Annotated in this window: 23 protein-coding genes and 3 pseudogenes; 5 read left to right on the forward strand and 21 right to left on the reverse strand. The window is 64.2% G+C overall.

Annotated features, from left to right (window positions below):
- Nucleotides 1-45: 45 nt before the first annotated feature.
- The 6 genes and pseudogenes from NW75_RS14855 to NW75_RS14880 form a co-directional block, all read right to left on the reverse strand.
- On the reverse strand, nucleotides 46-318 hold the full coding sequence (locus NW75_RS14855; protein WP_033965981.1) for an HPr family phosphocarrier protein: 273 nt from the start codon (nucleotides 316-318) through the stop codon (nucleotides 46-48).
- The gene (locus NW75_RS14860) at nucleotides 318-725 is read right to left on the reverse strand and encodes a PTS sugar transporter subunit IIA (RefSeq protein ID WP_033965982.1); all 408 of its coding nucleotides are present in this window, start codon (nucleotides 723-725) and stop codon (nucleotides 318-320) included. Before NW75_RS14860 ends, NW75_RS14855 begins: the two co-directional genes overlap by 1 nt.
- 13 nt (nucleotides 726-738) lie before the next feature.
- Nucleotides 739-1677, reverse strand: coding sequence for an RNase adapter RapZ (rapZ, locus tag NW75_RS14865; RefSeq protein WP_033965961.1), 939 nt, complete (start codon nucleotides 1675-1677; stop codon nucleotides 739-741).
- Complete coding sequence (locus tag NW75_RS14870; protein WP_033965963.1) at nucleotides 1677-2102, reverse strand: HPr kinase/phosphorylase; 426 nt, start codon at nucleotides 2100-2102, stop codon at nucleotides 1677-1679. Before NW75_RS14870 ends, rapZ begins: the two co-directional genes overlap by 1 nt.
- Nucleotides 2099-3702: pseudogene (locus NW75_RS14875) on the reverse strand (ATP-binding protein). The gene NW75_RS14870 and the pseudogene NW75_RS14875 overlap by 4 nt, the downstream one beginning before the upstream one ends.
- Nucleotides 3671-4378: pseudogene (locus tag NW75_RS14880) on the reverse strand (response regulator). The pseudogenes NW75_RS14875 and NW75_RS14880 overlap by 32 nt, the downstream one beginning before the upstream one ends.
- Nucleotides 4379-4556: 178 nt before the next feature.
- On the opposite strand from NW75_RS14880, the pseudogene NW75_RS14885 reads away from it, so the two are divergent.
- The 3 genes and pseudogenes from NW75_RS14885 to NW75_RS14895 all read left to right on the forward strand — a co-directional run bounded on the left by NW75_RS14885 (nucleotide 4557) and on the right by NW75_RS14895 (nucleotide 7034).
- Nucleotides 4557-6163: pseudogene (locus NW75_RS14885) on the forward strand (phosphoenolpyruvate carboxykinase).
- A gap of 81 nt (nucleotides 6164-6244) precedes the next feature.
- Nucleotides 6245-6667 carry a hypothetical protein gene (locus NW75_RS14890; RefSeq protein ID WP_033965965.1) on the forward strand — a complete coding sequence of 141 codons (423 nt, stop codon included), beginning with the start codon at nucleotides 6245-6247 and terminating at the stop codon, nucleotides 6665-6667.
- A 37-nt stretch (nucleotides 6668-6704) separates the two neighbouring features.
- Nucleotides 6705-7034, forward strand: a complete 330-nt coding sequence (locus NW75_RS14895) for a hypothetical protein (protein ID WP_033965966.1) — start codon at nucleotides 6705-6707, stop codon at nucleotides 7032-7034.
- Nucleotides 7035-7048: 14 nt separating this feature from the next.
- Here the strand turns inward: NW75_RS14895 and NW75_RS14900 are convergent, their stop codons facing one another.
- The gene (locus tag NW75_RS14900; RefSeq protein ID WP_081988781.1) at nucleotides 7049-7498 is read right to left on the reverse strand and encodes an NfeD family protein; all 450 of its coding nucleotides are present in this window, start codon (nucleotides 7496-7498) and stop codon (nucleotides 7049-7051) included.
- Nucleotides 7495-8466, reverse strand: a complete 972-nt coding sequence (locus NW75_RS14905; protein WP_033965968.1) for an SPFH domain-containing protein — start codon at nucleotides 8464-8466, stop codon at nucleotides 7495-7497. The genes NW75_RS14900 and NW75_RS14905 overlap by 4 nt, the downstream gene beginning before the upstream one ends.
- Before the next feature lie 213 nt (nucleotides 8467-8679).
- On the opposite strand from NW75_RS14905, the gene NW75_RS14910 reads away from it, so the two are divergent.
- On the forward strand, nucleotides 8680-9573 hold the full coding sequence (locus NW75_RS14910) for an HpcH/HpaI aldolase/citrate lyase family protein (protein WP_033965969.1): 894 nt from the start codon (nucleotides 8680-8682) through the stop codon (nucleotides 9571-9573).
- Nucleotides 9574-9636: 63 nt separating this feature from the next.
- On the opposite strand, the gene NW75_RS14915 is transcribed toward NW75_RS14910, so the two are convergent.
- Nucleotides 9637-10827: an acetyl-CoA C-acyltransferase gene (locus NW75_RS14915; protein ID WP_033965970.1), complete on the reverse strand. Its 1191-nt coding sequence runs from the start codon at nucleotides 10825-10827 to the stop codon at nucleotides 9637-9639.
- A gap of 356 nt (nucleotides 10828-11183) precedes the next feature.
- Here NW75_RS14915 and NW75_RS27825 point away from each other — a divergent pair, with 356 nt between their 5' ends.
- Nucleotides 11184-13517, forward strand: coding sequence for an MFS transporter (locus NW75_RS27825; RefSeq protein WP_331386155.1), 2334 nt, complete (start codon nucleotides 11184-11186; stop codon nucleotides 13515-13517).
- A 58-nt stretch (nucleotides 13518-13575) separates the two neighbouring features.
- Here the strand turns inward: NW75_RS27825 and NW75_RS23030 are convergent, their stop codons facing one another.
- The 12 genes from NW75_RS23030 to NW75_RS14970 all read right to left on the reverse strand — a co-directional run.
- Nucleotides 13576-14136: a hypothetical protein gene (locus tag NW75_RS23030; RefSeq protein WP_052192429.1), complete on the reverse strand. Its 561-nt coding sequence runs from the start codon at nucleotides 14134-14136 to the stop codon at nucleotides 13576-13578.
- A complete protein-coding gene (locus NW75_RS14930; RefSeq protein WP_052192430.1) occupies nucleotides 14133-16025 on the reverse strand; it encodes a TonB-dependent receptor domain-containing protein in 1893 nt (630 codons plus the stop codon). The genes NW75_RS23030 and NW75_RS14930 overlap by 4 nt, the downstream gene beginning before the upstream one ends.
- Nucleotides 16026-16337: 312 nt before the next feature.
- Complete coding sequence (locus tag NW75_RS14935; protein ID WP_137902301.1) at nucleotides 16338-17849, reverse strand: hypothetical protein; 1512 nt, start codon at nucleotides 17847-17849, stop codon at nucleotides 16338-16340.
- Nucleotides 17846-19099 (reverse strand): ATP-grasp domain-containing protein, encoded by a 1254-nt coding sequence (locus NW75_RS14940; RefSeq protein WP_197057832.1) that lies wholly within the window; start codon nucleotides 19097-19099, stop codon nucleotides 17846-17848. The genes NW75_RS14935 and NW75_RS14940 overlap by 4 nt, the downstream gene beginning before the upstream one ends.
- A 10-nt stretch (nucleotides 19100-19109) precedes the next feature.
- Nucleotides 19110-19568 carry a pyridoxal-dependent decarboxylase gene (locus NW75_RS27430; RefSeq protein ID WP_197057834.1) on the reverse strand — a complete coding sequence of 153 codons (459 nt, stop codon included), beginning with the start codon at nucleotides 19566-19568 and terminating at the stop codon, nucleotides 19110-19112.
- Nucleotides 19565-20635 (reverse strand): pyridoxal phosphate-dependent decarboxylase family protein, encoded by a 1071-nt coding sequence (locus NW75_RS27435; protein WP_197057836.1) that lies wholly within the window; start codon nucleotides 20633-20635, stop codon nucleotides 19565-19567. The genes NW75_RS27430 and NW75_RS27435 overlap by 4 nt, the downstream gene beginning before the upstream one ends.
- Nucleotides 20636-20801: 166 nt before the next feature.
- Complete coding sequence (locus NW75_RS14950) at nucleotides 20802-21194, reverse strand: hypothetical protein (protein ID WP_033965971.1); 393 nt, start codon at nucleotides 21192-21194, stop codon at nucleotides 20802-20804.
- Between the two features lie 304 nt (nucleotides 21195-21498).
- Nucleotides 21499-21741, reverse strand: a complete 243-nt coding sequence (locus NW75_RS23910) for a helix-turn-helix transcriptional regulator (RefSeq protein ID WP_033965972.1) — start codon at nucleotides 21739-21741, stop codon at nucleotides 21499-21501.
- A complete protein-coding gene (locus tag NW75_RS23035; protein WP_052192432.1) occupies nucleotides 21738-23162 on the reverse strand; it encodes an AAA family ATPase in 1425 nt (474 codons plus the stop codon). Before NW75_RS23035 ends, NW75_RS23910 begins: the two co-directional genes overlap by 4 nt.
- Nucleotides 23159-23302 (reverse strand): hypothetical protein, encoded by a 144-nt coding sequence (locus NW75_RS24535; RefSeq protein WP_156143042.1) that lies wholly within the window; start codon nucleotides 23300-23302, stop codon nucleotides 23159-23161. The genes NW75_RS23035 and NW75_RS24535 overlap by 4 nt, the downstream gene beginning before the upstream one ends.
- A 529-nt stretch (nucleotides 23303-23831) precedes the next feature.
- Nucleotides 23832-25010: a hypothetical protein gene (locus tag NW75_RS14965; protein WP_052192433.1), complete on the reverse strand. Its 1179-nt coding sequence runs from the start codon at nucleotides 25008-25010 to the stop codon at nucleotides 23832-23834.
- On the reverse strand, nucleotides 25010-25822 hold an 813-nt coding region (locus NW75_RS14970; protein WP_231565227.1), incomplete at its 5' end, for a hypothetical protein. The genes NW75_RS14970 and NW75_RS14965, both read right to left, overlap by 1 nt.

The following is a 25822-nucleotide window of genomic DNA, read 5'->3' on the forward strand; positions in this document are numbered from 1 at the left end:
TGCCCTCCGCCAGCGCAGCCCGCAAGCCGGGGCGGTGCAGGCCGGTCAATCCTCGCCGAACTTGGCTTCGACCAGATCGCACAGCGCGCTGACGGCCGTCTCGGCATCTTCGCCGTCGGCGGAGATCATGATCGTGTCGCCCATCGCTGCGCCGAGCATCATCAGGCCCATGATCGACGTGCCCGTGACCGACCCCGCGCCGTCTTTTTCGACCAGCACTTCGCACGGTTGCGTCGCCGCCAGCGTCACGAACTTGGCGCTCGCCCGGGCATGGAGCCCACGCTTGTTGGAGATCAGGACGCTGCGGCTGACGGCCATCAAGCCGCCGCCTCGCCCAACACCTCGGATGCGACCGAAATATATTTGCGACCCGCCTCGCGCGCGGCAGCAACGGCATCGACGACCTTCATCGACTTGCGCGCCGATTCGAGCCGGATCAGCATCGGCAGGTTAATCCCCGCAATCACCTCGATCCGCCCGCGTTCGAGCAGCGAAATAGCGAGATTGGAGGGCGTGCCGCCGAACAGATCGGTAAGCAGGATGACGCCGCGCCCGGCGTCGACACGGGCGATCGCGGCGGCAATGTCGTTGCGCCGCGCCTCCATATCGTCGTCCGGACCGATCGCGACGGTGGCAACACGCTCCTGCTTGCCCACGACATGTTCCATCGCGGTCACAAATTCGTCGGCCAATCGGCCATGAGTCACGAGAACAAGCCCGATCATCGCTCCGCCCAGCTCATGCAACACGCGCCCCATTATTTTGCGTCTCGTCCGGCGCGCCTTCCAGTGAGTCCTGGGGAGCAGCGTCAAGATCTCGATGCGAGACCGTGGGCGAAAATCCCTCCGCGCGCAACCTGGCACCTACCCGCTCTGTCACATGCACCGAGCGATGCCGCCCGCCGGTGCAGCCGAACGCGACGGTGACATAGGATTTTCCTTCGGCTCTGTAGCGCGGAAGCAACAGCAGCAGCAGCGACTCGATCTGCCCGACTGCGGATTCATAAGCAGGGTCTGCTGCGACATAGGCGGCGACATCGGCGTCCAGCCCGGTACCGGGGCGCAGCTGCGGCACCCAGTGCGGGTTGCGCAGAAAGCGCATATCGAAAACGAGGTCAGCGTTGCGGGGCAGGCCGCGGGCAAAGCCGAACGAGGTTACGGAAAGCGTCGGTTCCCCCAGCCCTTCGCCAGAAAACGTCGTGCGGACCTGCTGCGCCAGTTCATTGGCGGTAAGCGTGGTCGTGTCGATCAGTCGATTGGCCCATTTCCGAAGGGGAGCCAGCAATTCGCGCTCGCGCGCGATACCGTCCGCCGCGGGCCGATCCAGTGCCAGCGGGTGGCGACGTCGTGTTTCGGAATAACGCCGCTCAAGCTCGCTGCCAGCGCAATCCAGGAATAGCGTACCGATGTCGTGCCCATAGACGTCCTGCAATTGCTTGATCCGCTGGACAATGCGTTCTGGATCGAAATCGCGGGTCCGCGCGCCAATGCCGAGCGCGAGCGGCTGCGTCGATTGGTCCGCTCCTTCTGGGAGGGGGGCACCTAGCAACCGATCCAGCAACAAGAGGGGGAAATTATCGACCACTTCCCACCCGAGATCCTCGAGCGTTCGGAGCACCGTCGACTTGCCGGCACCCGACATGCCAGTGACGAGCAAAATGTCCTTCGGGTCACGCATTATAGTTCCTTTGTAGCGCGGTGCAGCGCTAATTCCACCTTGATCGGGGCAGATTGTTCGAAGGCTTCAAGCTTGGTTTCGGGCAGATCGACCCCCGCGATGGTCATTACGGTCTGGCGCAGTGGCATCCGTTCGACGGCACCGCCCAGATGCACCACGAGCGCGGCGGCGACATTGTCGATATGCGGAATCGCGACGATGCCGATCCCGCGAACTTCGATCTTTCCGACAATCGTTTCTGGAGCCGAGGCAAACAGCGCACCGTCGCGAACCTCAAGGATCGTGTAATCGTCGCTGATCAGATTTGCCCCACGATCAATCAGGCGCAAGGCGAGGTCGGACTTGCCCGAACCGGACGGCCCCATCAGCAGCACCGCGTGACTGCCGATCGCAACAGCGGTTGCATAAAGCCGAATCTGCTTCACGTCGCGTTCCTCGCCGGAAGGCGGACGACCAGACGGGCACCCTCCGCGCCGTCGCTACGACTCTCGACATTGATCGTCCCTTGGTGGGCCTCGACGATCGTGCGCGCGATAGCAAGGCCCAAGCCGGAATGCTTTCCGAACGCTTCGCCCGCTGGGCGCAAGGACTGGAATCGACGAAACACCTGCTCGCGCGCGCTTTCCGGAACGCCGGGCCCCTGGTCCTCCACCGAAACCGTCAAAATGTCGTGATCGCGCGACGCCGTAATCGTGATGACACCGCCTTCGGGTGAGAAGGAAACTGCATTTTCGATAAGGTTTTCCAGCACACGTTCCAGGCGCCCGCCTTCTCCGAGCACGATCAGGGGTTCGGCAAGCTTGTTGTCGAACCAGATCCGAATGCCGCGCTCGATCCCGCGCGCGTCGCGGCTGGCGATCAGTGCCATGATCATCATGCCCAGATCGACAGGCTCGAACTTCGCGCGGCTCAATTGTGCGTCCAGGCGTGAGCCTCCGCGATGTCGGTGATCAGCCGATCGAGCCGCTGGACATCATCGCGAACGATCGCCAGCAGACGATCCTGCAGCGCGGGATCCTTGACCATCGCCATGCCCTCGACGGCGGAGCGCAATGAGGCGAGGGGGTTTTTCATCTCGTGCGTGACGTCGGCGGCAAAGGCCTCGATCGCGTCGATCCGCGCGCGCAGCGCGAGGCTCATGTCGGAGAGCGCACGCGCCAACATGCCGATCTCGTCGCGGCGCTCGGGCAGGCGCGGAACCACCACTTCGCGCGCACGCCCAAGCCGCACCCGCACCGCCGCGCGTGCGAGCCGCCGCAACGGTCGCACGATCGTGCGTGCCAGAAACAGGGAGAGCAACACCGACACGATCGCGACGATCAGCAAGACCACGCCAAGGCGAAAGCGCTCGACCCGCACGGTTTGCGTGATGTCGCGCGCGTTGATCGTGCTCATCACCACGCCGCCGCCCGGAAAGGCCGAGGCGGCGGTGATGACGGGCGTGCGATCGGGCGCGCGCCATACCGTCGCGGCGACCTTCGGCTCGGCACGCGCGGTGCGCACGTCGGGCCACGCCATTCCACTGGTTCGCTCGCGATAGAGTGGTGCGCGCGGTGCCCCGACCACGGTGTCGATGACCGCGTCCAGAAAGCGCGCTGCAGCCTGCTGCCAATCCTGTTTGTCGGGGTCTTGCAGCACGAAATTGCGCAGTCCCATCGCGCGCGTGTCGATGATGAGCTTCGCGTCCTTGTCATAAATCCGCAAGCGTGCGCCCATGTCCTGTGCCAGCTTCAGCGCGAGGTCGGGACGCTGCTTCTGCGGTACCGCGACGATCGCCTCGGCGACCAGGCGGGCCTCGCGGATCGATTGGGTGACGCGGCCGTCGACGATGCGGCTGCGGTAGGAATCGAGATAAAAGAACCCGCCCGCGAGCATTGCGAGCGCGAACACGTTCACAAACAGGATGCGGGGGGTGAGCGATACGCGCGCCGACCAGCGCAGCGACAGCGCGCGCGCATCCTCTTCGTCACGAGCCAGATCGATACCGACGGCGCTATTCCTCGGAGAATCGATATCCGGCTCCATAAAGCGTCTCTATCGCATCGAAGTCGGCATCGACTTGGCGAAACTTGCGCCGCACGCGCTTGATGTGGCTGTCGATGGTGCGGTCGTCGACATAAAATGTCGTCATGATAAGCCGCGTCCATCAACTGGTTGCGGGTTTTGACGATGCCAGGGCGCTGCGCCAGCGTTTCCAGGATCAGAAATTCGGTGACGGTCAGGGTTACGGTATCGCCATTCCAGGTAACGCGGTGCCGCGCCGTGTCCATCGCCAATCGGCCGCGCACCAGCGATGTCTCCGGGGTTGCCTCACCGTCGCCCGCGCCGCCCTGCGCAACTTCGGTGCGGCGCAAGATCGCCCGAATCCGCGCGATCAGCAGCCGCTGCGAGAACGGCTTGGCGATATAGTCGTCCGCCCCCATCGCCAAGCCTAGCGCTTCGTCGAGCTCGTCATCCTTGGAGGTCAGGAAAATCACCGGCAACATGCTCTTTTCGCGCAGGCGGCGGAGCAGCTCCAGCCATCCATGCGCGGCATCTTGATATCGAGGATCGCGATGTCGGGCGGGTTGTCGATCAGCGCCTTCAGCGCCGTCTCGCCATCCGAATAGACCCGCGTGACAAAGCCCTCGGCCTGAAGCGCGATCGAGACCGAGGTCAGGATATTGCGGTCGTCATCGACCAAAGCAATCGTTGCCGTCATCGGGCGGGATAGATCCTTGTCGTTCGCGAGTCGGCGTAATCGATTACACGCGCAGCCTCAATGCACGCTGAACAGAGCGTGTTTGACCGCGAGCAAGGCCAACGATATGCGCCACGGTGCAAAAGCATAAAATGCGAGGTCAATTGGCCCGCATGGGACATTGAGGAGACCCCACGCAATGAGCGACCGTACCCCGACCGCAGGGCTGGAGGCCCAGGGCATCGAGACCCGCGCCAACCTGCACTGGAACCTTGTCACCGCCCGCCTGATCCAGTCCGCCATCGCGCGCGGGGAGGGAAAACTGTCGGCCGATGGGCCGCTCGTCGTGGAAACCGGCGCGCATACCGGGCGCTCCGCACAGGACAAGTTCATCGTCCGTGATGCCGAAACCGAGAGCACCGTATGGTGGGGCAAAAGCAACAAGGCGATGTCGCCGGAGCATTTCGCTGTCCTGAAGGCCGATTTTCTGTCCGCCTTGCGGGACAAGGAGGATCTGTTCGTTCAGGATCTGTTCGGCGGTTCGCAGCCCGAGCACCGCGTCAACGTGCGCGTGATCAACGAGCTGGCCTGGCATAACAGCTTCATCCGCACGATGCTGGTGCGCCCGGCGGAATCGGAACTGCGCGGTTTCGTGCCCGATTACACGATCATCGATTTGCCCAGCTTCCGTGCCGACCCCGCGCGGCATGGCTGCCGCAGCGAAACCATCATCGCGGTCAACTTCACCGACAAATTGATCCTGATCGGCGGCACCAAATATGCCGGCGAGATGAAGAAATCGGTGTTCAGCCTGCTCAACTATCTGCTGCCGCCGACGGGCGTGATGCCGATGCATTGCTCGGCGAATATCGGCAAGGATGGTGACACTGCCGTATTCTTCGGCCTGTCGGGCACCGGCAAGACCACGCTCAGCGCCGATGCCAGCCGCACGCTGATCGGTGATGACGAGCATGGCTGGTCCGACACCGCCGTCTTCAATTTCGAGGGCGGCTGCTACGCCAAGATGATCCGCCTGTCGGCCGATGCAGAGCCGGAGATCTTCGCCACCACCAAACGCTTTGGCACCATCCTCGAAAACGTGGTGATGGACCCGGTGACGCGCGTGCTCGATCTCGACGATGCGAGCCTCGCGGAAAACAGTCGCGGGGCCTATCCGATCGACTTCATCCCCAACGCGTCCGAACACAATATGGGGCCGGTGCCGCGCAATGTCGTGATGCTGACGGCGGACGCCTATGGCATCCTGCCGCCGATCGCCAAGCTGAGCCCGGAACAGGCGATGTACCACTTCCTGTCCGGCTACACCGCGCGCGTGGCCGGGACGGAAATTGGCGTGACCGAGCCCGATGCGACCTTCTCGACTTGCTTTGGCGCACCGTTCATGGCGCGGCATCCCTCGGTCTACGGCAATTTGCTCAAGGAGCGGATCGCCAAGGGCGGGGTCGATTGCTGGCTGGTCAACACCGGCTGGACCGGCGGGAAATACGGCGTCGGCAGCCGTATGCCGATCAAGGCGACGCGGGCGCTGCTCAACGCGGCGCTCGACGGCACCTGAACGGCGTGGAATTCCGCACCGATCCGAATTTCGGCTTCAAGGTGCCGGTGGCGGTGCCAGGGGTGGACAGCGCGATCCTCGATCCGCGGGCAACCTGGGCCGACAAGGCGGCCTATGACGCCACGGCGGCAAAATTGGTCGATCTGTTCGTGGAAAACTTCGCGCAATTCGCCGATCATGTCGATGAAGGGGTGCGACAATCGGCCCCGAAGGTTCACGTTCCCGCCTGATGGCCCGGTCTTCGGATCGGGCACGCCCAACCGGAAAGCCCGATCCGATGACCCAATTGCCTTTTCGCCCATTCCCCGACGATGACGCCATTCGCCGCGTCGGGGGAGGGGCTGCTCGACCACAGCCTGCCGCGTGCCGAGTGGACGCATGAGGCGCATCTCGCCGCGACCACGTGGCTGGTGCGCGATCGTCCGGACATCGCCATCGATGTCGAAATTGCCGCTATCATAAGTAGCTACAACGTCGCGGTCGGCGGGGTGAACGACGACACCCAAGGATATCATGAGACGATTACCCGCGCCTACCTCAGTGGTGTGTGCGCCCATGTTGCAGCGCGACCGTCCGGGGAGACGCTGGTCGCGTGCGTTAACGCCCTGCTTGGATCACCGGCAGGACAGCGCGATTGGCCACTACGCTTTTATTCGCGCGATCGATTGTTTTCGGTGGCCGCGCGACGCGGTTTCATCACGCCCGATCTCGCGTCGCTGCCGGGCGCATGCTAATCTTGCTATGCTCGGATCAGCTCGAAAGGATGCACATATGGGATTGCTCGACGGACTGCTCGCCCAAGTCACTGAAAATGTCGACGTAAAGAACCTTGCCGCGAAGGTCGGGCTGACGCCGGAGCAAGTCGAATCGGCAATCACCGCGCTGGGCCAGGCCCATGCCGCGCCGACCGATACGGCCACGACTGCGGCCGAGACGACTGGCCTCCCCGTAGACGTGCTGCAGCAGATCATCGGCCACATCGGCGGTGAAGGGGCGCTCGCCCAATTCGCGACGCTTTTGGACGGTCCGCTTGGGAGCGCTGGCAAGGGCGCGCTTGGCGAACTCGAAGGGCTCGCCGCCAATTTCTTCGGCAAGAAATAACGCGACGGGCAGCGTCAGGCGGGCTCGACCCGCAGGACGCTGCCATCCGCGCCGACGATCCGCACCGTCGTGCCCACGGCTGCATCCGGCCCGGTCGCGCTCCACGCGCCATCGCCAACCGTCACCCGGCCCTCGCCATCGACGATCGCTTCGCAAACCACGACACGCTTGCCGATCAGTCGGGCCGCGCGATCATTGAGGAGCGGGTCGGCCGAGGACCGGTCCGACTGGCGATACCAACGCCACCCAAGCGCCACCAGCGCCCCGGTCACCACCGCAAATATCAACGCCTGGACGATCACCGGCAAGCCCGGCGCGATCAGCGCGACCACGCCGACACTGGCGGCACCGGCTCCCAGAAAAATCAGGAAAAAGCCAGGTGCCAGCATCTCGGCAATGACCAGCGCGAGCGCCGCCGCAAACCACAGTGCACCATCGCTCCATGCCACGCCGAACAGCATCATTGCGGCTTGTCCTCAAACGGTCCGCGCGGTCGCGGCGTAGCGGGAGCCGGCGGCGTCGGACTGCCCGAAATCGCCTCGCGCGCCAGCTCGCCAATCCCGCCCAGCGTCCCCATCAGCTGAGTCGCTTCGACCGGGAACAGGATCGTCTTGGCATTCGGAGACGTGGCGAACTTGCCGATCGCCTCGACATATTTCTGCGCGATGAAATAATTGATCGCCTGAACGCTGCCGCTCTCGATCGCGTCGGACACCGCCTTGGTGGCGCTCGCCTCGGCCTGGGCGGCGCGCTCGCGCGCTTCGGCATCCCGGAAGGCGGATTCGCGACGACCCTCGGCCTCGAGGATCTGCGACTGTTTGGCCCCTTCGGCGCGGTTGATCGCATTCTGCCGCGCCGCTTCGGACTCGAGGATCGTCGCGCGCTTTTCGCGCTCGGCCTTCATCTGGCGCGTCATCGCGTTGACGATGTCGGCAGGTGGGCGGATATCCTTCAATTCGACGCGCGTGATCTTCACACCCCAGCTTTCGGTGGCATGATCGACCACCATCAGCAGCCGCGTGTTGATCTCATCGCGCTTCGACAGCGTCTCGTCGAGATCCATCGATCCCATCACGGTACGCAAATTGGTCGTCGCGAGCTGCATGATGGCGAGGTAGAGGTCGCTCACCTCATAGGCGGCCTTGGCGGCGTCGAGCACCTGGAAGAACACCACGCCGTCGACCGCGACCATCGCATTGTCCTTGGTGATGATCTCCTGTCCCGGAATATCGAGCACCTGCTCCATCATGTTCACTTTGCGACCGATCTGGTCGAACAGCGGCACGATGAAGGTGAGCCCGGGTTGCGCCACAGCGGTGAACTTGCCGAAGCGCTCGATCGTATATTGATAGCCCTGGCGCACCACCTTCATGCCGAGCATGAGATAGAGCAGGACAACGACGACCAGCAGCCCTGCAATGACGAGTGCCATGAAATACCCCCGGAGCGGCGACCGCACGGGCGCGGACGCGACGTGGCACCGTTCTAGCAGATCGGGCGCGGTGGGGTAGGGGAATATAACGGTGGCACCGACACCCAATCGCCCGATCTCGCTTCGATGCAGCGGGTGTTATCAAACGCGGCCATACACCGTATGCGACTTGATGCGACTTGGCTGTTTCGATACCGTGGGAAACCCTGAACAATGAGCGATGTGCCGTCCGATATCCCCGAAGTGCTGACGATGCGCTCCTGGTTGTTCGCGCCAGGCGATAGCGAACGTAAGCTGGCCAAAGCGATTGCGAGTCCGGCCGACATCGTCCTGCTGGATCTGGAAGACGCGGTGACGCCCGAAAACAAGCCGCTCGCGCGGCAGGTTGTTCACGATGCCTTGCAGGCGAACGCGGCGGGACGATCGCGCTTGTGGGTGCGGATCAATCCGCTCGACGGCACTGCTGCGCTTACCGATCTGGCCGCGATCATGCCTGCCCGTCCCGGCGGCATCATGGTGCCCAAGGTCAACGGGCGGGAGGATGTCGAGCGGCTCGATCATTATCTCAGCGCGTTCGAGGCGGCGCACGGCATCCCGGCAGGGTCCACCCCGGTCATCGCGCTGGTCACCGAAACCGCCGCCGCCATGTTCCGCACCGGCGACTATAAGGGTGCGCCGCGCGTCGTGGCGTTGACCTGGGGAGCGGAAGATTTGGCCGATTCGATCGGGGCCAGCGACAATCGCAACGCCGATGGCAGTTATGGCTTCACCTATGAATTGGCGCGCTCGCTGTGCCTGCTCGGTGCGGCGGCGGCGGAGGTCGCGGCGATCGAAACGATCCAGGGCGATTTTCGCGATCTCGACTTGCTCAAAGCGCGGGCGGAAAAGGTGCGGCGCGATGGTTTTCGCGGGATGCTCGCCATCCACCCCGCCCAAGTCGACGTGATCAACGCCGCCTTCACGCCGACTGCGGAGGAAATCGCCGAGGCGCAGGCGATCGTCGATCTCTTCGCCGCCAATCCGGGCGTCGGCGCGATCGGGTATAAGGGCGGAATGCTCGATCGCCCGCATTTGTCGCGCGCAAAGCAGCTTTTGCGGCAAACTTGACCGCCTGTCATCAGGCCGACGCCGGGCCCCCGCGCCCTTGCGTCGGCCTTGCCGATGCGCGGCTTACGGGTGGATCAGCTCAACCGCGATTGCGGTCGCCTCGCCGCCGCCGATGCACAAGGCGGCAACGCCCTTTTCGAGTCCCCGCCGCTTCAACGCCGCGACCAGCGTGGCGATGATCCGCGCGCCGCTGGCACCAATCGGATGGCCGAGCGCGGTCGCGCCGCCATTGACGTTCAGCTTCTCGCGCGGAATGGCCAGCTCGCGCATCGCGATCATCGCCACGGTGGCGAATGCCTCATTGACCTCGAACAGATCGACGTCGTCGACCGACCAACCGGCGCGCTCCAGCACTTTGCGGATCGCCGCGACCGGCGCGGTGGTGAACAAAGCCGGGGCATGGGCGTGTGCGGCGGTCGCGACGATTCGCGCCTCCTGCGACAGGCCGCGCTGTTCGGCCACGCTCGCCCGCGTCAGCACCAGGGCGGCCGCCCCATCGGAAATGGAAGCGGAGGTAGCAGCGGTGATCGTGCCGTCCTTGGCGAAAGCGGGGCGCAGGCTGGGGATTTTCTCGGGCTTGGCCTTACCGGGTTGTTCGTCTTCGCTGACGACGACATCGCCGCCGCGGGTCTTGACCGTGACCGGAACGACTTCGTCGGCAAAGCCGCCGCCGGTGATCGCCGCGTTGGCGCGAGTCAGGCTTTCGATCGCGAAACTGTCCTGCTCGGCGCGGGTAAATTGATAGGCGGTGGCGGTATCCTCGGCAAAGGCCCCCATCGGTTTGCCCCTGTCATAGGCATCTTCCAGACCGTCCATCATCATCGAATCGATGACGACGTCATGGCCAATCCGCGCGCCCGAGCGATGTTTTGCCAGCAGGAACGGCGCATTGGTCATGCTCTCCATACCGCCGGCCACTACTACGTCGACGGTGCCCGCCATCAGCGCTTCGGTCGCCATGATGGTCGCCTGCATGCCAGAGCCGCACATCTTGTTGATCGTGGTTGCTTCTACCGAATCGGGCAGCCCCGCGCCGAGCGCCGCCTGGCGGGCGGGGGCCTGGCCCAGGCCCGCAGGGAGCACGCACCCCATATAAATCCGATCGATGCTGTTCGGGTCGACCTGCGCCCGTTCGACTGCCGCACGCACCGCCGTCACGCCGAGTTCAACCGCGGTGACGCCGGAAAGCGCCCCCTGAAAGCCACCCATTGGCGTACGGGCGTAGCTGGCGATGATGACGGGGTCGTTAGGCATGGATCTTCCTTTTATACATCAGAAGGCGCGGGCGAGGGGCATTCTCTCGATATCGGACATGGGCTCATAGCGGCAGCGTTGCCAGACATCGCGGCAAATTTCGCGAGCTTCCGAGCTTTCTTCGCCGATTTAATGGCAGGCTTGCGCCCAGCCCGACGACGAGATTGTGGTGCAGCCGCACGACTTCCTGATCGTGAAGCGGCGTCCCTTGCGCCGTTTCTCCGACGGGGCTGATGGAAGAAAATGGTCGTAACATTTTGAATATTAACAAATAAGTTAGGTCATATGTAAGTATGGGTTCGCGCGGGGCAAGAGTTGGGTAAAATCCTGTCTTGAACCGCGACAGGATGTGAATGATGACTGATATTCAGAGGGCCAGCCGTACCCCCCCGGAGGAGCGGATCGCCGATGCTGAATCGACCAGCGCGCCGAGCCTCCCGTTAACGCGCGGTGCCACCTTTGCGATGGCGGCCGCAGCCGGGATCGGGGTTGCCAATATCTATTACAACCAGCCGATGCTGGGCATCATCGAACGCGAGTTTCCGGGCGCTGCGGCCGGCATGATCCCGACGGCGACCCAGCTCGGTTATGCGGTCGGCCTGTTCCTGCTCGTGCCGCTGGGTGACCTTGTCGAGCGCAAGCGCCTGATCCTGCTGCAATTCGGTGTGCTGGCGCTGGCTTTGGTCGCCGCTGCGATTGCCCCGACGGTTATCCTGGTGATCCTCGCCTCCTTGCTGGTCGGTGCTGCCGCGACGGTTGCGCAGCAGATCGTTCCGTTTGCCGCCCATCTGGCTGCGCCCGAACGCCGCGGCGCGACCGTCGGCACCGTTATGTCGGGGCTGTTATGTGGCATCCTGCTCAGCCGCACGTTGGCCGGGTTCGTCGCGACGCACGCGGGGTGGCGCGCGATGTTCTGGCTCGGTCTGCCGATGGCGCTGTCCGCTGGCGCGATGATGGCGTTCTCGCTGCCGCGCAGCAAGCCCGACTCGACCCTGCGCTATGGAGCATTGATGCGCTCGCTCGTCCATTTGTGGCGCGAATTCGGCGCGCTGCGGCTGGCGGCGGTAACGCAATCGCTGCTGTTCGCCGCGTTTACGGCGTTTTGGACCATCCTCGCGCTGCGGCTGCAGGAACCGCGCTTTGGCCTTGGGGCCGAAATCGCCGGACTCTTTGGCGTCGTTGGTGCGGTCGGCATCCTTGCGGCACCGATTGCAGGGCGGATCGCCGATCGCTACGGGCCGCACCAGGTGATCGCGATTGGCGCGCTGCTGACGCTGCTTTCCTGGTTGATCTTCGGCGTGTGGACCTTGCTGGCCGGCTTGATCGTCGGCGTCATTCTGCTCGATTTCGCCGTGCAGAGCGCGCTCGTCTCCAATCAGCATATTGTCTACGCCTTGCGGCCGGAAGCGCGCTCGCGGCTGAACACCATCTTCATGGGGGGCGATGTTCCTTGGCGGCGCGGTCGGCTCGGCCGCCGCGATGACCGCGTGGAAGGCGGGGGGCTGGGACGCCGTCGCTGCCCTTGGCGGCGCGTTCGCACTGGTTGCGGTCGCGCTGCAGATCGCCAGCCTGCGCAGAAAGCACTGATGATGCGGATCGTGATCGTAGGCGGGTCGCTCGCAGGTCTGTTCGCTGCAGGGCTGCTGCGAAAGGCCGGGCACGATGTCCAGGTCTATGAGCGTTCGCGCGCCGGGCTTGCCGGGCGCGGTGCTGGACTGGTTCCGCAGGAAGAGGTGTTCGTCGCGCTTCGCGCGCTTGGGCTTGATGATCTGGCAACCATCGGTGTGATGGCGCGCGAGCGCATTTTCCTGGATCTTGATGGCACCATCACCGGGCGCGTTGCCGCGCCCCAGATGCAAATCTCCTGGGACCATCTTTATACCGGATTGCGCGACGTGCTTTCGACATCGGACTATCATGTCGGTCGCGATGCGGTGCAGGCAGGAACCGACGACAGCACGGCATGGGTGCAGTTCGAAGACGGAACGCGCGTAACCGCCGATCTGGTCATCGGTGCCGACGGGATCGGGTCGACGGTCCGCGCGGCCGTGATCGGAACCGCGCAACAGGCGACCTATACCGGCTATGTCGCCTGGCGCGGGTTGGTCCCCGAAAGCGCGCTTCCCGACAGTGCCGCGCAAACGCTGCTCGACCGGTTCGCCTTTTACACGGGCAATCGATCGCAGGCGCTCGGTTATGTCGTCCCCGGGCCGAACGGTGAATTGGAGCCGGGGATGCGGCGGTACAATTGGGTCTGGTATCGGCGCGCGGACGATCTCCAGCGCACGCTCGCAGACCGCACTGGCCAGGTTCATGCGTTCTCCCTTGCTCCAGGACAGCTTTCCGAGCCGGCAAAGTCTGATCTGCGGTCTGCCGGTTCGGCGCAGCTTCCGCCGCAGTTTCACGATGCGCTGCTGGCCGAGCCAAACCCGTTCGTTCAGGCGATCTTCGATTATGAAACCCCGCAAATGGCGCGCGGACGGCTGGTACTCATCGGTGACAGCGCCTTTGTGGCGCGCCCGCACACGGCGATGGGCGTGGCAAAGGCAGCGGGCGATGCGCTGGCGCTGACAAGCGCATTGGCCGAAGCCCCCATCGAAGCGGCGTTGCAGCGCTATCAACGGGCGCGCCTGCGGATCGGCCACGCGATCGTCGACTTCGGGCGGCGGCTCGGCACGTTCATGGAGTGAAGGGCCGCCGTGACATTCCCCGGGGGAGCAGGCCTGCCCTGGCAAGGTGCCGCGCTCTTCAAAACAATTTGCGAAGACCCAGGCGGACGGACCGACCGAGCGGATCAAGACAAGCGGCTTGAAAGCGATTGGGCGTTGCCCCCGTCCGATCGCGCACCTGGATTCGGTCGTTCAGCATATTTTCCACCGTGAACTGGAGCGACATCTGTTTGCTCCAGGGGCGGTGGGCGATCTTGGCGATATCGAGCGATCCGTAGAGCGTGAGCCAGGTTTTCGCGGAGAAACGAAGATCGGAAACTGCCGACGCACTGCGAATGCGGGTTGGTGCTTGCAGTCTGGCATACACCCCGACGTTGAACGGGCCGTAATTTCCGCCGACGGTGCCATCAACATCCCACTCGGGCCGTCCGCTGGTCCCGTCGATTGTCGCTCCATTGAGGAGATCGAGCGATGGTAATCCGTTCCGCAAGACCAGACGATCCTGCAACCGATAGTTGGTCGTCAGGTTTATATATAGGAACGGGCGCGGTTTGGCCGGTTTCGCCGGAGGCCCGTCCTTGTTCGGCGCAGGCGGCGGTGGTGGGGCGCGGCCAATCGGGGTCTGGAGGTTCAGCGTCATCCGCAACTTCTTCTCGTTCTCGCGCGCAGATTGACCGGACGCAGATCGACGCTGATCAGGGTTCCCGCCAAATCCCGGAGGAATAGCCCTGAAAACGCGACCTGAAAGTCCGGTGTCAGGCTTCCCAACGTGGCGGACTGGTTATCGATGGTGGTGTCGAGAAAATCGATCCCGAAGCGGAACTCCCGGTCTTTGAAGGGTTGTAGCGCAAGCCCCAGCGTCGTCGTTCGCCGTCGCTCGGGCATCAGTGACGGGTTGCCCCCCACAAGCGTGGAAACCAGCACACTGGCACCGGCGGTAAAATCAAAAAACGGGGTGTTCGGCGTCGTAAAGGTGGGGCTGACGAGCAGGCCGATCGCAGGCGGCGTTCGCGTTTCGGTGATGGAACCAGTCAACTGCACGGGCCGCACCGGGGTCCAGGTGAATCCATAGTTCGAACTGGTCAGCCGCCCGTAGCGGGAGACATCTGACACACCCACCATGCCGTTTACCGTCAACTGGCCAAGAATGGGCAGCACACCGTTCTGCGCCGAGGCGATGGGTATCACGGTGTTGAAACTGGCTCCGCCGATCGATCGACTGACGGCCCCAAGGTCGATCGCTTCGCCATTGCCATGGGTCCCGCTGACCGAACGACTATAATCCGCAGAAACCGTGACTTGCGCATCACCGGCAGGCAGATGGGCGAGCGAGCCATTCACAACCGCTTTGCTCGCAACCGTACTGGTCGAGGTACGGCTGTGGTTGACGGTGCGTTGCGCCGCGCTCGCGACGTCGAGCGCTGCCATGGGATCTCCGCCGCCCGTGACCGCGTCCTGAAGCGCATCAAGTGGAACACCCGTTTCTGAGTCCGCCCGGGAGAATACGCGGTCATAGCTAGTGGTCACGTTCCACGACCACCGTCGGATACTGCCCTGAAGGGTCAGGCCGCCATGCGCGGTCAGCGTGGAGCTGTTCTGGTGCAGCACCGCCCCGGGAAAGGCGCGATAGACCAGTACTGGCCCGGAAAAGGGCAGCGCCGTTGTACCTCCGGGCACCTGAATGATGCCCGAGGCGAGCCCGCTCAACCCGCTGTTGCGGTCTGCCTGAACGGAAAGGTTGAGCGAACCGTCCACGCTCTTGCCAAGCGGTGCCCCGAAGGCTCCTTCGGCGTGAAGCGTATCTGTACGCTGCTGCAACGTGCGGTAGGCACCGGAATCGGTCATCGCCCGGCCGGAATTGACATAATTGTCGAGCGATTGACGGGCCGCGACGCTTTGAGGAACGGCGGCGATGGTAACGGGATGGCCTGCAAGGCGATCCAGCGAAGGGTCGATGCTGCCACCGCCGACGCCGGTGACGTTGCCGCCAACGGCGAAAAGGGAGTCGGGATCTGGCGCGATCGCTCGCTGGCTTTGTAGCAGGGGATCGAGATGGAGATAGTAGAGGCTGAGCGAGGCCCGCTTCGGCCCCTCGATACGCGCGCCATTCACTTCGACATAGTTGGTCGCACCGCCGCCCTCGGTGGTCGAGCCGCCCAGTTCCTGCAAAGTCACCGACCGAAAATGCTTTTTGGTGATGAAGTTCATCACCCGCATCGTTGGCGGAAAGCCGAAGCGAGCGGCCTCCTGCTCGGGCAGGACCTCGACACGTTCGATCGATTCCGGAGGCAGGCTCATCAAATCGCCGAATCCTGAAACGCGTCGACCGTTAAGCAGGATGGCGGGTTCACCGCCACTGGCGGAGGTTGCCACGCCCTTAAGGCGTTTCATCAGGTCCGCCATGCTTGTCGGCCCCAGCGCCAGCAGCGCGGCGCTGTCGAACACGGCAAGCGGTTTCACCGTCTCGATGGCAGTGCCTGCGGTTCGATGCCCGGTGACGACGATGTCACCTGTATCGCGGTCCGTCATGGAACCTGGCGTCAGCGGGTCGGCGGGTGCGGCAGAGGCTGGCTGGGTTTGTGCAGCCTGGGAAACGTCGGCGAGGCCGACGGAAACGAGCGCGAAAGATGGCCATGCCCAGCTTGAGGCCTTCACGCTGTTCCCCCACGGCCGCGTACCCGCAATGGCGGCGTACCCCTTGGTAAAACGAGCTTATATCAAGCACCTTGGCGGAATTGTGGCGGTCGCGGAAACCGTTCGGGCGGAACCCGCGCGCTGGTCTGATTTCACATGGAGCAGCGCTCGTGCGGGGGGGACGATCGGTCGCAGCCAAAACGCCCGTCAGGCGGCGATCGATCGCCGTTCGACGCTGAATCCACAAGACGCCATCGCGACGCCGTCAAGCGCCTTCATGGCGTGGTTGATGATTGCCACAAGGCCGCCCTCGCGGTCGGACGCATCGACAATCAGCCGCGCGCTCAGGCATAGCCGCAGCGCGGCGACCTTCTCGCCATGGCGTAGGCCACACGCGACCGGCTGGCCCAGCCGGATCGCGGGAACGTTCGGACCGCCTCGCGCAACTCTCTCAAAGACATGCCGCGTTTCGACCGCGTTGAGCGTGCCGATGCCGTTCTGCCGATTGAGCAGGAACGGGAAGATGGTCGGTATGGCATCATAAGACAGATCAAATCCGCTTGGCAGCAGCGGATGCCGGTCAAGCGAGCGGGTTGCCAGCGGTATGAAGGCACCATCGTGCCGCAGGCGATCCTCCACCGCCTTCCCAAACGTCCTGACGGTGCGCTCGATCTCGGATGATGGAATGGCCAGCAGCGCCTGCCACTCATGGAGGGCAGCATGCCAGCGCAACAGCAGGCCGAAATTGGCGCGGTCCGGCAAGGCTTGCCGCGCGCGCCAGCCCGAGGGCAGCTCCGCGGGCGCACAATAGTCCGCCATTTGCGGGGGCAGTTCGCGGTCGCGCCAGCGCTTTGCGAGCGACGGCGGGCAGAACAACGCGCCGCTGAAACTGGGGCCGCCCAGAAATTTCGATCCCGTTATCGCAAGGGCGAACCCCTGCGCGAGATAGGCCCGAATGGTTTCCGGTGTGAGGCGCAGCTGGCAGCCATCGATCAGGAAATCGATGCGGTCGCCATAACGTGCCCTCAGGCGAAACACCGTATCGAGACGGGGGGCGATCAAACCGGTCTTGGACACATCCGTGACGACGACCAGGCAATTGTGGCCGCTTTCAATCGCGGCGGCGATACGGGCGTTGATGTCGTCCTCAACACCGTCTTCATCTCTTAGGCAACCGGCATCGTCCCGTACGGCAAAGGTCGCGTTGGTTATGCCCGATGCAATCGAACTGCCCGGCAACCGGCGCGCGCCGCTTGGCGAATGCGCCATGAAGTGCGAGCCCGAAGCCGCACTCGCCACCGAACTGCCGGTTTCGCTCGGCTCGAGCGTCAGGGTGAAAAGGGGTGCGTCCGGCTGGCGAAACAAAAGCGTCGCCAGCAAGTGCAGATCGGTGCCGGAGGGTGATAGCAGGACCTCGACTCCTGACGATGCCGCACATCCGATACAATCGAGCAGGCTGGCGCGGAGACCGTCACATTCCGCCTGATAAACAGCGGTTTCTCCCCGCGCGACACTCTCGCCCAGAAGATACCGGTGATAGTGTTGGACCGCCGCAAAGGCGCTGCCCGAAATCGACGAAGCGGTGGACGAGCTTAGCGCGCGTTCCGAGGCAGCCGGACGCGGTCCGTATCCATACATATTGCACCCCGTCTGCGGATCGAGCGCAAGCCGCTCATCCCCGCCGCTGACGAGCAAGTGCAGTAAATCGAGGGCGCTCACGCGGCGCACTCATAGCCGACCCTCGCAACGCGCCCGCATAGGTGACGAACGCGTCGAAAAGCTTCTGCATCGCCACTTTTTTTGTACGGGAACGTCTCCCCGTCATCCATGTCGTGAACGAGCATGGCGACATCGACCTCGAAAATCAGCAGCCGTCCGTCGGGCAATTCGGCACAGTCGATCCCGAAATAATCGAGCCCGATTCGACGATTGAGCGCGGCGAACGCAGCAGCGTGCCGGTGAGCGAAATCGGTATCGAAATGCTCCATCCATGCCGCCTCGACGGCGCGTTTATCGGCATTTTCGGCCATGCCGGCGCTCAGATAATGCACGATCCAATGGTCGGAGAGCGCCAAATGACTGGGGAACGCCTTGCCGCCGATAAACACCACGCGTTGTTTGCTGAACAGTCCGTCGTTTCCGCGATAATCGATAAAGGGCGCGATGAAGAACTTCGCACTCTCATCGGTGGCGAGATACGCCAGCGCGGCGTCGGGCGAGTCCAGGCGATCGAGTCCGCCGCCGGCATGCGTGCCGAGGGGGCGCACAATGATGGGGAAGGCAAGGCTCGCGACATGGTCGGCGAGTTCGGTTGCTCCCGAGCCGATCGATTCGAGCACCGCCCGATCGACCTTGGTGGTTGGCGGGACGCACAGCGACGCCTCGGCCGCAAGCGACGCGCTGACGTCATCCCGCGTCAGCCCCGCGATCCGGCGCGGATCGGCATTCATCACTGGACCACCGAGCGTGGGCAATAATTCCGCCATCCGCGCCAGGACGGCGCGATGCTCGGTGGCCTCGCCAATCGCCAGCAAGGCGACATCATGTTCGGGCAGGCCGTCCAGATCTGCGGTGTCGGCATCGACATAGCGCAGCCACAGAACGGCGTCGGAACCGTTGAGCAGGAAATCGACCGGCGTGTTGGCCATGAAATCGCCCGGCGTGACGAAGGCGAGCACCTTCAGGCCCGAGCCATCACCGTGGACGATGCAAAAGTCGCGCTGAAGTGCGATGGCCTGATCGAGCAAGGCACGCGCTTCGTCGGCGCGAAAATGGCAATAGAGCATCATCGACAGATCGATCATCGCTGCCGCGTCGCCCACGTCCGCCTCGATCCGCTGGATGGTGTGTTGCCATAAAGCGGTCATGTCGCGGCGCTCAAAGGCCACTGGCAAAAGGCGATGCATGCCGAGCGTCTCGGTGCGTGGACCGATTACGGGCCGGTTGAGAAGGGGGTGGTTGACTGGCATCGATATATCCTCAGCGCCGCGAAGAATGGCCCGCGCCAAACCGCAATACTCCTTCGACAAGCGCGTCGAGGTCATCTGCGGTGGTGCGGTGATTGACGAAAGCGGCGCGGATTGCGGGCCGATCTTTCACCAGCGTCAGGGACGGTGCGACGCGACCGGCATTGTGCAGATCCTCAACGATCGCACGGTTGATCGCGCCATCCCCGCCAACGCCGTCGGGCGCGTAACCGAAGCAAACGATGTTGAGCGCGACGGGAGCCAGAAGTTCCAGATCGGGTTCGGCCGCGATCCGCGCAGCCAATACGCGGGCCAACTGGCAGTTCGCAGCCATGGCCGCGCCCAATGCCTGGGTCCCGTAGGTCTTGAGCGTGAACCAGGTCTTGAGCGCCCGGAAGCTGCGCGAAAGATCGGGGCCGATATCGCATGGCCAGTCCCCGCCCGCCGCGAGGCCGGTCTCGGCGCGGGTCAATAGCCCGCGGGCGACGCGAAGGTCTCTTTCAGCCAGATGCCCTCGCGAACGAGCAGGAAACCAGCGTCGTAGGGGACATGCCCCCATTTGTGGAAATCGAACGCCAGGCTATCGGCGCGCTCGATTCCGTGCAGGAGCGGCGCGATCTCGGGCGACATCATGCCCAGCGCACCCAGCGCGCCATCGATATGAAAGTGCAGGTCCTCCTCGCCCGCAAGATCGGCCAGGGCGTCCAGGTCATCGATCGCGCCGCTGTTGACCGTACCGGCGGAGCCCACCAGCAGGAAGGGCGTCAGGCCGGCGGCGCGATCCGCCCGGATGTGTGCCCGGAGCGAGCCCATATCGATCCGCCCCGCAGCGTCGGTCGCGACGCGGGTGAGCGCGTCGGAGCCAAGTCCCGCCATTTCCAATGCTCGGGGAACGCAGCCGTGAACTTCGTTCGACGCATAAGCAACCAGGCGCGGTGCCTTCGTCACGCCGACTTGCCGCACAGCCGCACCGCATATCCGCGTTCGTGCGACCAGCAACGCGACGAAATTGGCTTGCGAAGTTCCGGTCAGGAACAGACCGTCTGCTGTTGCGGGAAAGGCGAAGATCTCGCGCACCCAGTCGCGAATCTGGCGCTCGATCAGGATCGGCATATGGTTGCGCCCGCCCAAATTGGCGTTCAGCCCGCCGCTGAGCATTTCGGCCAGCATGCCGACGGGCGTCCCCGCACCCTGCACCCAACCCATGAAACCGGGATGCAGATTGCCGCCGGCATAAGGAAGGATCGCGTCCATGAAGCTTGCGTGCACGCTCGCCAGATCGGTTGGGGCCACCGGTACCGCTTCGCGCGCAACGGCCAGAGCGTCTGCGGGCACCGGACGCCAGGCCGGTTGCCCGGAAAGTCCTTCGAGATGGTCGATCATGTCATCGAGCATCCGATGCCCCTGCGCGCGCAAGCCTGACCAGTCCGCCGGATCGAGCGATGTCGCGCAGCGAAGCGGTGCGCGCGCGCTGTCGAAGCCGGGGCTTATCGGCTCACCATCATCGGACGCGACAGAAGCGGCTGGATCGAACGTCACCGCTGCATCGCCTTTGCGTCGTCGGGCTGCGCCCGATTTGAACCCGAAGCGGCGTCCAGGGCGGACCGCGCAGGAGCGAAACGCCGTGAGGTGAGATCGGAGGTCGCCGGGGCGGTCTCCGGCGTTCCTGCCCGGCTGCGGTCGCGATGCTGTGCCTGTCTCCCGATCACGCGAGGACGTTAATGTCGGTTTGGCTGGATCCGTAGGCAGCGGCGGGAATGGGCTTGGGCGGTGGCGGTGCGTTCGGGTCGGCCGACTTGCTGATCTGGCCGTCACGCGCTTGTTGCAGGGCCTCCGCCGCTTGCCGGATTGCCGCTGTGTCGCCACTCTGGAGCGTCGCCCCAAGCGCGGCGAGCGGGCTTTTGACGGGGGGCGTCCGATTGGCGGTCAGGCGGGCATACGCCGCTTTCGCCGCCGTCGCGTCACCCGATTGGGCGGCCGCCATCATCTTCAGATAGTCTTGCTTGTGTTGTCGCAAGGCCGCCATCTGCGTGGTCGACGATATCGACGCGGTCGGTGATGCCGACGATATCGCGTTCACGCCCGTGCAGGTGCCCATGATGCCAGACTTCCCGTTGCCAATGCTTCGACTTCCCCATCTTCATTTTAGGAAGCAATTTGGCCGAAACGCCGAACCTGCGGAAAATTTTGATAGTTACAGGCGCGCTAACCGAGGAAGGCCCTCGATTTCGGGGAGATTATTCCGGGTTAAATAGCCCCGCCCGCCACGGTCGGGGGGCACTATCGCCGATTGGCGGAAGAGGTGGAAGCCGGTGTGATCATGCTAAATGTCCCCATTTACGTTTAAAACTGAGCGCCTGGTTTGTTTGGTGCCCCCGTGGATGCCCCCGTTGCGGCGCAGGTCAGGCGGCGGAGCGGCGTCCGTTGAGCCACTCTTCGATGCTCGTTTCCCACCATCCGACCGCGCGAGCGGTAAGGGGCACTTGTTTGGGGAAGGCCCCTGCATCGATTTGGCGGTATATGGTCGCTCGGCTCAGCCCGGTCGTCGCGATCACGTCGTTGATGCGCAGGAACCGGCCTCGGTCGCTTGGCCGGCCGAGATGTTTTGCTTCGGCTAGAGTCGGTCGGTGCGTCGATGCAGTCATGACTTACCGTCCTGCCGCGACGCGGTCGCTTCAGTCAGGAACTCGCGCATGAATGCTTCGAAGGCGAAGGCATGATCGAGGCCGCGATTTTCTTCGAAGATATCGTTGACCGCCTTGACCACGTCCGACGTCGTGACGCCGCGCGCGACCCCATCCGCTTTATCGCGGGTGAAGGCTGCGCGCTTCGCCCGGCCGGGGATCGACGCGGCCATCGCACCTGAAACGATATGCTCGAGCAGGAAATGCTTGTGGCCGCGCTCGATCATCTCGGCTTGGAAGTCGACTTTGATCGTCTGCGCATCGATGATGATCTTCTGCGGATCATGCAGGCATTCGACCGCAGCAAAGACGAGCTGCTCGAGCTTGCTTTCGCTGTCGAGCAGCACGCCCGCGAAGTTCTTGCGCAGGATCGACTCGATCGCTTCCGGCGTCGGGCGCTGGACGACGATCTTGAAGTCGCAGCGGCCATCGCGCAGCACGGCCTGGTCGATGACGTTGGGGCGGTTGGTCGCCAGTAGGACGAACGCGCCGCTTTCCTGCATGCCGTCCATTTCGGCGAGGAATGTCGCGACCTGACTTTCCTCCCATGGTGCGACGCGGCGCACGCGGCCCGTGCGATCGGGCAGCAGCACTTCGGCCTCGTCCATGAAAACGAGCAGCGGGTGGCCGTGAAACGCCTGATATTCGTGAGCAAAGGCGAAGATCGCTTTGATCCGTCCCTCGGTCTCGCCGATGTACATCGACTGCAGTTCGGCACCCGAGATCGAGATGAATTCGGTCGCGGATCCATAGAGTCGCTTCATCTCCGATGCGGCTGCGCGCGCGAACATCGTCTTTCCGCAGCCCGGCGGTCCCGAAAGCATCGCCCCCTTGGGCATCTTCAGGCCATAGGCGTCATACAGCGCCTTGTGCGTGACCGGGGCCTGGATCGCGTCGCGCAGCTGCGCGAGTGCTGCATCGTTGCCGACGATATCATCGAACGCCTGTTCGGGGGCGGCGATGATCCATTGGGCGACCGCCTTGCGCGCATCGCGGTACGATGTCGGGGGCTTGGCCTTGCCGTCGCTCGCTGACGTCGAGGACGGATTGCTCTCGCCGCTGGAGATGTCGTAACCTAACAACATGTTATTGACCAAGCGGTCGCTCATGCGCCGCATCGCCTCACGGGCGTTGTCGTCGACAGAAACAGAGAAGCTGCGATTACGCGCCGGTGCCGGATCCGGGCTGCGGTAGGCAGCGGACTGTTCTGCGCTGGAGAAGCGCGATGCGGTGTCCGGGTTACAGCTCGGGCATGCGGGATCGCCGCACCCGCGCAGCTGGTGCTGTTCCTGTTCGGCGCGGCGGGTTTCTTGCGGCCGGCTGATTTTGCCTTTTCCCCGGTAATTGGGGTCATAGGGCGATCCGAAGGTATCCCAGCTCATATGCGCTCCGCTCGGTTGATTGTGGTCTGGTTGGGCCCGGAGATCAGAAGCTGGTCGGCGCAGCCGCTCGCATATTCGGCGGCGATCGGCTCGGCGATCGAGCGCTCGGTCGGCACCGTCGTGTTTTCAGCGTAAGCCATCGCATACCTCCTCGAAGGGGCGTCGATGCGCGCAGCCAAGGTCGCCGCGCGTGGCACAGACGGGACATGCTTCGCGGGACCAGGCGGGCGGGCGGCGATCCCCAAGAATGGTCGGCATCCTTGGTGCCGGCGGCCGATCAAGGGACTGCACCAGAGTGGTTCTCATGCCGCCGGCGGAGCGCGCAGCCGCGTGCCGTTGCCCTTCGGTGATAGGGGTTCGCTTCGGAGCGGTAGCCGGGCTTGGCTCGCGCGCGATCGGTCCACCTGCGATCAAGGCGCGAACCTTCGCGACGGTTCGCTCGGTTGGATGAGACGCCTTTCTGATCGTGTTCAAGGCAGCGGAGGGGTTGTCAGGATAGAGCGGCGCGATGAGCGCGCGCGCTGTGACGCAACGGTGCCTAGCCGCAGCCTCGATTTCCGCGATCAGCTCGGGTCCGCTCGGGCGCTCAGTGCGATGAACCGGGAGCATCACAGGCACCCGTCGCGACGCCGCCGAGCGTCATCATGGGCCCCGGACGTCGTAATGGGGTTATGGTGATGATCTTGGCACCATTGCGCACCCGTTCGAGTTGCTCCTCGAAAGACTTGGGGCGAGCAGCTTCGGCTTGCCGGGCGGCGATCGCGGCGGCCTTATCCGCTGCGATTTCCGCGACGATCTGTGCTTTGGCGGCGTCTGGTCCGATTTCTGCAGCCAGCTGCCGGAACCGGCGCAACATGCCAGCGGGAAGCCATGAGGCCTCGCGCGCCAGGCGGCGCGCTTCCGCGCTGCGCCCGAGACGGTTGGGGGCTGGAAGTGTTTCTCCCTGCGCCGCCAACTCAGCGGCCAACTGATTCCGGATGCGATAGGCGGAACAACCGCCAATCCCCAGCGCCGCGCGGCCCGGGCTACCGGCTCCCGTGCAAGGAGCCGTTCGCGCAAAGCGGTGATCGATTCCGGCGGGATATAGTTGGTGGATGCCTTGGCGGCACCGATACGCCGACCAGCGAGGTCACATCCGGGAAGGCACTCGCCCTTGCGCGCCAGGCGCTTGACCAGGCGATTGCGGATACGGCCGACGGTGGTGTTGCTGACGCCCGTCTGTGCGGTTACCCGCTTGGCGCCAAAGCCCTCGAGCAATAGGCCTTCGACCTCCCGCTTTTTTGCGACAGCCACCTTCACCCCCGAATAGGCTGCACCCGCGCCCGGCGGAGGAAGGGGGGCTTTGTCGCGCGCTTTCAGATCGGCCTGATAGCGGCGGCGCTGCTCGGCGACGCAGCTGGCGCTGACGCCAAGGCGAAGTTGGATATCCAAGCCCTTCATGCCCTTGCGCAGCGCATAGCGCAGACGCTCAAGTCCCTCCGGCGTGAGCCTACCCGTTGCATCGCGCTCTGCAGGCCGGAATCCCTTGCGCGGGCACAGCGCGATCAGGACCGCGTTGCAGGCGGAAGCTTCGGCCACCCCCATATGCGCGCCTATCCGGGCGAAGGACCAGCCTTCGACTTCGCGGAGCCGAATGGCTTCCTCCAGGCGTTGGCCCTGCAGCTTGGGCTCGGGCGCTTTTGCGGTGCAGACGGTGCGCAGGCCGAGCTTGTTGGCCATGACGTAGATCGCCTGCCATGACCGATCCGGCAGGGCATCGGCAACGCCATTGAGGCCCAGCGCCGGATAGAGCTCGATCAGGACCGCGCGCTCTTCGCTCGTCCATGCGGGGGATTTCGCGCGGGGCATCACTCAGCCGCCTGAAGCATGTCGTCGGCATCGGCCGCCTCGGCCGGCACGTTGCCGCGGAAGCGCAACAACGGATGCACCCAGTTCGCCGCAGCCTGCGCCATCGATGCGCGGGTCGCGGGATGTTGTCCGGTGACGACCTGCAGCACCTGGCGCGAGATCTCGCTACCCTTCATCCGCGCCCAGGTGCCGAAGGTCACGCGCTCGACCATCGGCTCGGCGATGGCGAGGCACGGTCCCTTGTCGAGCAGATTGAGCAGCTCCACGGTCGGCTGCCAGAAATCGCGCAGGCCCTTATCGGTGCCGAGGCCGACCATGTCGGCCAGCGCGTCGTGGAGCGGCACGCTATAATCGCCGTAATTGAGCGACCGTTCGATCGCGAGGCCCGCGACGATCGTCGCGGCGAGGGTTTTGAAATCCTTGTCCTGTTCGCGATAGGATTGGAACGCGGCGACGAGATCGTCGCGGCTGAAGGCCGGGCACAAGTGCATGTCGCGCATGGCGTCCATCCACAGCCGGCTGCCCGGCATGGCCTGGATCAGGCTGCGCGCGCTGTCAGGCCCGGGCGAGGCCGGGGCTAGGCGGGACACGCCGATCGCGTTGCCCGGCGTGTTCGGGGTGATCATCTGGCGCAATTGCGACCAGACCAGGAAATCGCGGCCCACGGTGCCGCCGTCGCGCGCATTGCCGACCAGGGCGGCGCGCAGGATCGATCGACGCAGCGCGCGGAAAACATCGACGCGTCTTGCGTCAGGCCGTCCTCTTGCTTGATCGCGGCATCGGCCGCGCGGCGCGCATCGAAGCCCGCGACC

Source organism: Sphingomonas sp. Ant H11 (assembly GCF_000797515.1).
In the GTDB taxonomy this organism is placed as follows: Bacteria; Pseudomonadota; Alphaproteobacteria; order Sphingomonadales; family Sphingomonadaceae; genus Sphingomonas.

Coding starts and splice junctions, on each gene's coding strand:
- NW75_RS14855 (WP_033965981.1), bottom strand. CDS start 318: ATGGCCGTCAGCCGCAGCGTCCTGATCTCCAACAAGCGTGGGCTCCAT.
- NW75_RS14860 (WP_033965982.1), bottom strand. CDS start 725: ATGATCGGGCTTGTTCTCGTGACTCATGGCCGATTGGCCGACGAATTT.
- rapZ (WP_033965961.1), bottom strand. CDS start 1,677: ATGCGTGACCCGAAGGACATTTTGCTCGTCACTGGCATGTCGGGTGCC.
- NW75_RS14890 (WP_033965965.1), top strand. CDS start 6,245: ATGACGCCATTCGCCGCGTCGGGGGAGGGGCTGCTCGACCACAGCCTG.
- NW75_RS14895 (WP_033965966.1), top strand. CDS start 6,705: ATGGGATTGCTCGACGGACTGCTCGCCCAAGTCACTGAAAATGTCGAC.
- NW75_RS14900 (WP_081988781.1), bottom strand. CDS start 7,498: ATGATGCTGTTCGGCGTGGCATGGAGCGATGGTGCACTGTGGTTTGCG.
- NW75_RS14905 (WP_033965968.1), bottom strand. CDS start 8,466: ATGGCACTCGTCATTGCAGGGCTGCTGGTCGTCGTTGTCCTGCTCTAT.
- NW75_RS14910 (WP_033965969.1), top strand. CDS start 8,680: ATGAGCGATGTGCCGTCCGATATCCCCGAAGTGCTGACGATGCGCTCC.
- NW75_RS14915 (WP_033965970.1), bottom strand. CDS start 10,827: ATGCCTAACGACCCCGTCATCATCGCCAGCTACGCCCGTACGCCAATG.
- NW75_RS27825 (WP_331386155.1), top strand. CDS start 11,184: ATGACTGATATTCAGAGGGCCAGCCGTACCCCCCCGGAGGAGCGGATC.
- NW75_RS23030 (WP_052192429.1), bottom strand. CDS start 14,136: ATGACGCTGAACCTCCAGACCCCGATTGGCCGCGCCCCACCACCGCCG.
- NW75_RS14930 (WP_052192430.1), bottom strand. CDS start 16,025: ATGACGGACCGCGATACAGGTGACATCGTCGTCACCGGGCATCGAACC.
- NW75_RS14940 (WP_197057832.1), bottom strand. CDS start 19,099: ATGCCAGTCAACCACCCCCTTCTCAACCGGCCCGTAATCGGTCCACGC.
- NW75_RS14950 (WP_033965971.1), bottom strand. CDS start 21,194: ATGGGCACCTGCACGGGCGTGAACGCGATATCGTCGGCATCACCGACC.
- NW75_RS23910 (WP_033965972.1), bottom strand. CDS start 21,741: ATGACTGCATCGACGCACCGACCGACTCTAGCCGAAGCAAAACATCTC.
- NW75_RS23035 (WP_052192432.1), bottom strand. CDS start 23,162: ATGAGCTGGGATACCTTCGGATCGCCCTATGACCCCAATTACCGGGGA.
- NW75_RS24535 (WP_156143042.1), bottom strand. CDS start 23,302: ATGGCTTACGCTGAAAACACGACGGTGCCGACCGAGCGCTCGATCGCC.
- NW75_RS14965 (WP_052192433.1), bottom strand. CDS start 25,010: ATGCCCCGCGCGAAATCCCCCGCATGGACGAGCGAAGAGCGCGCGGTC.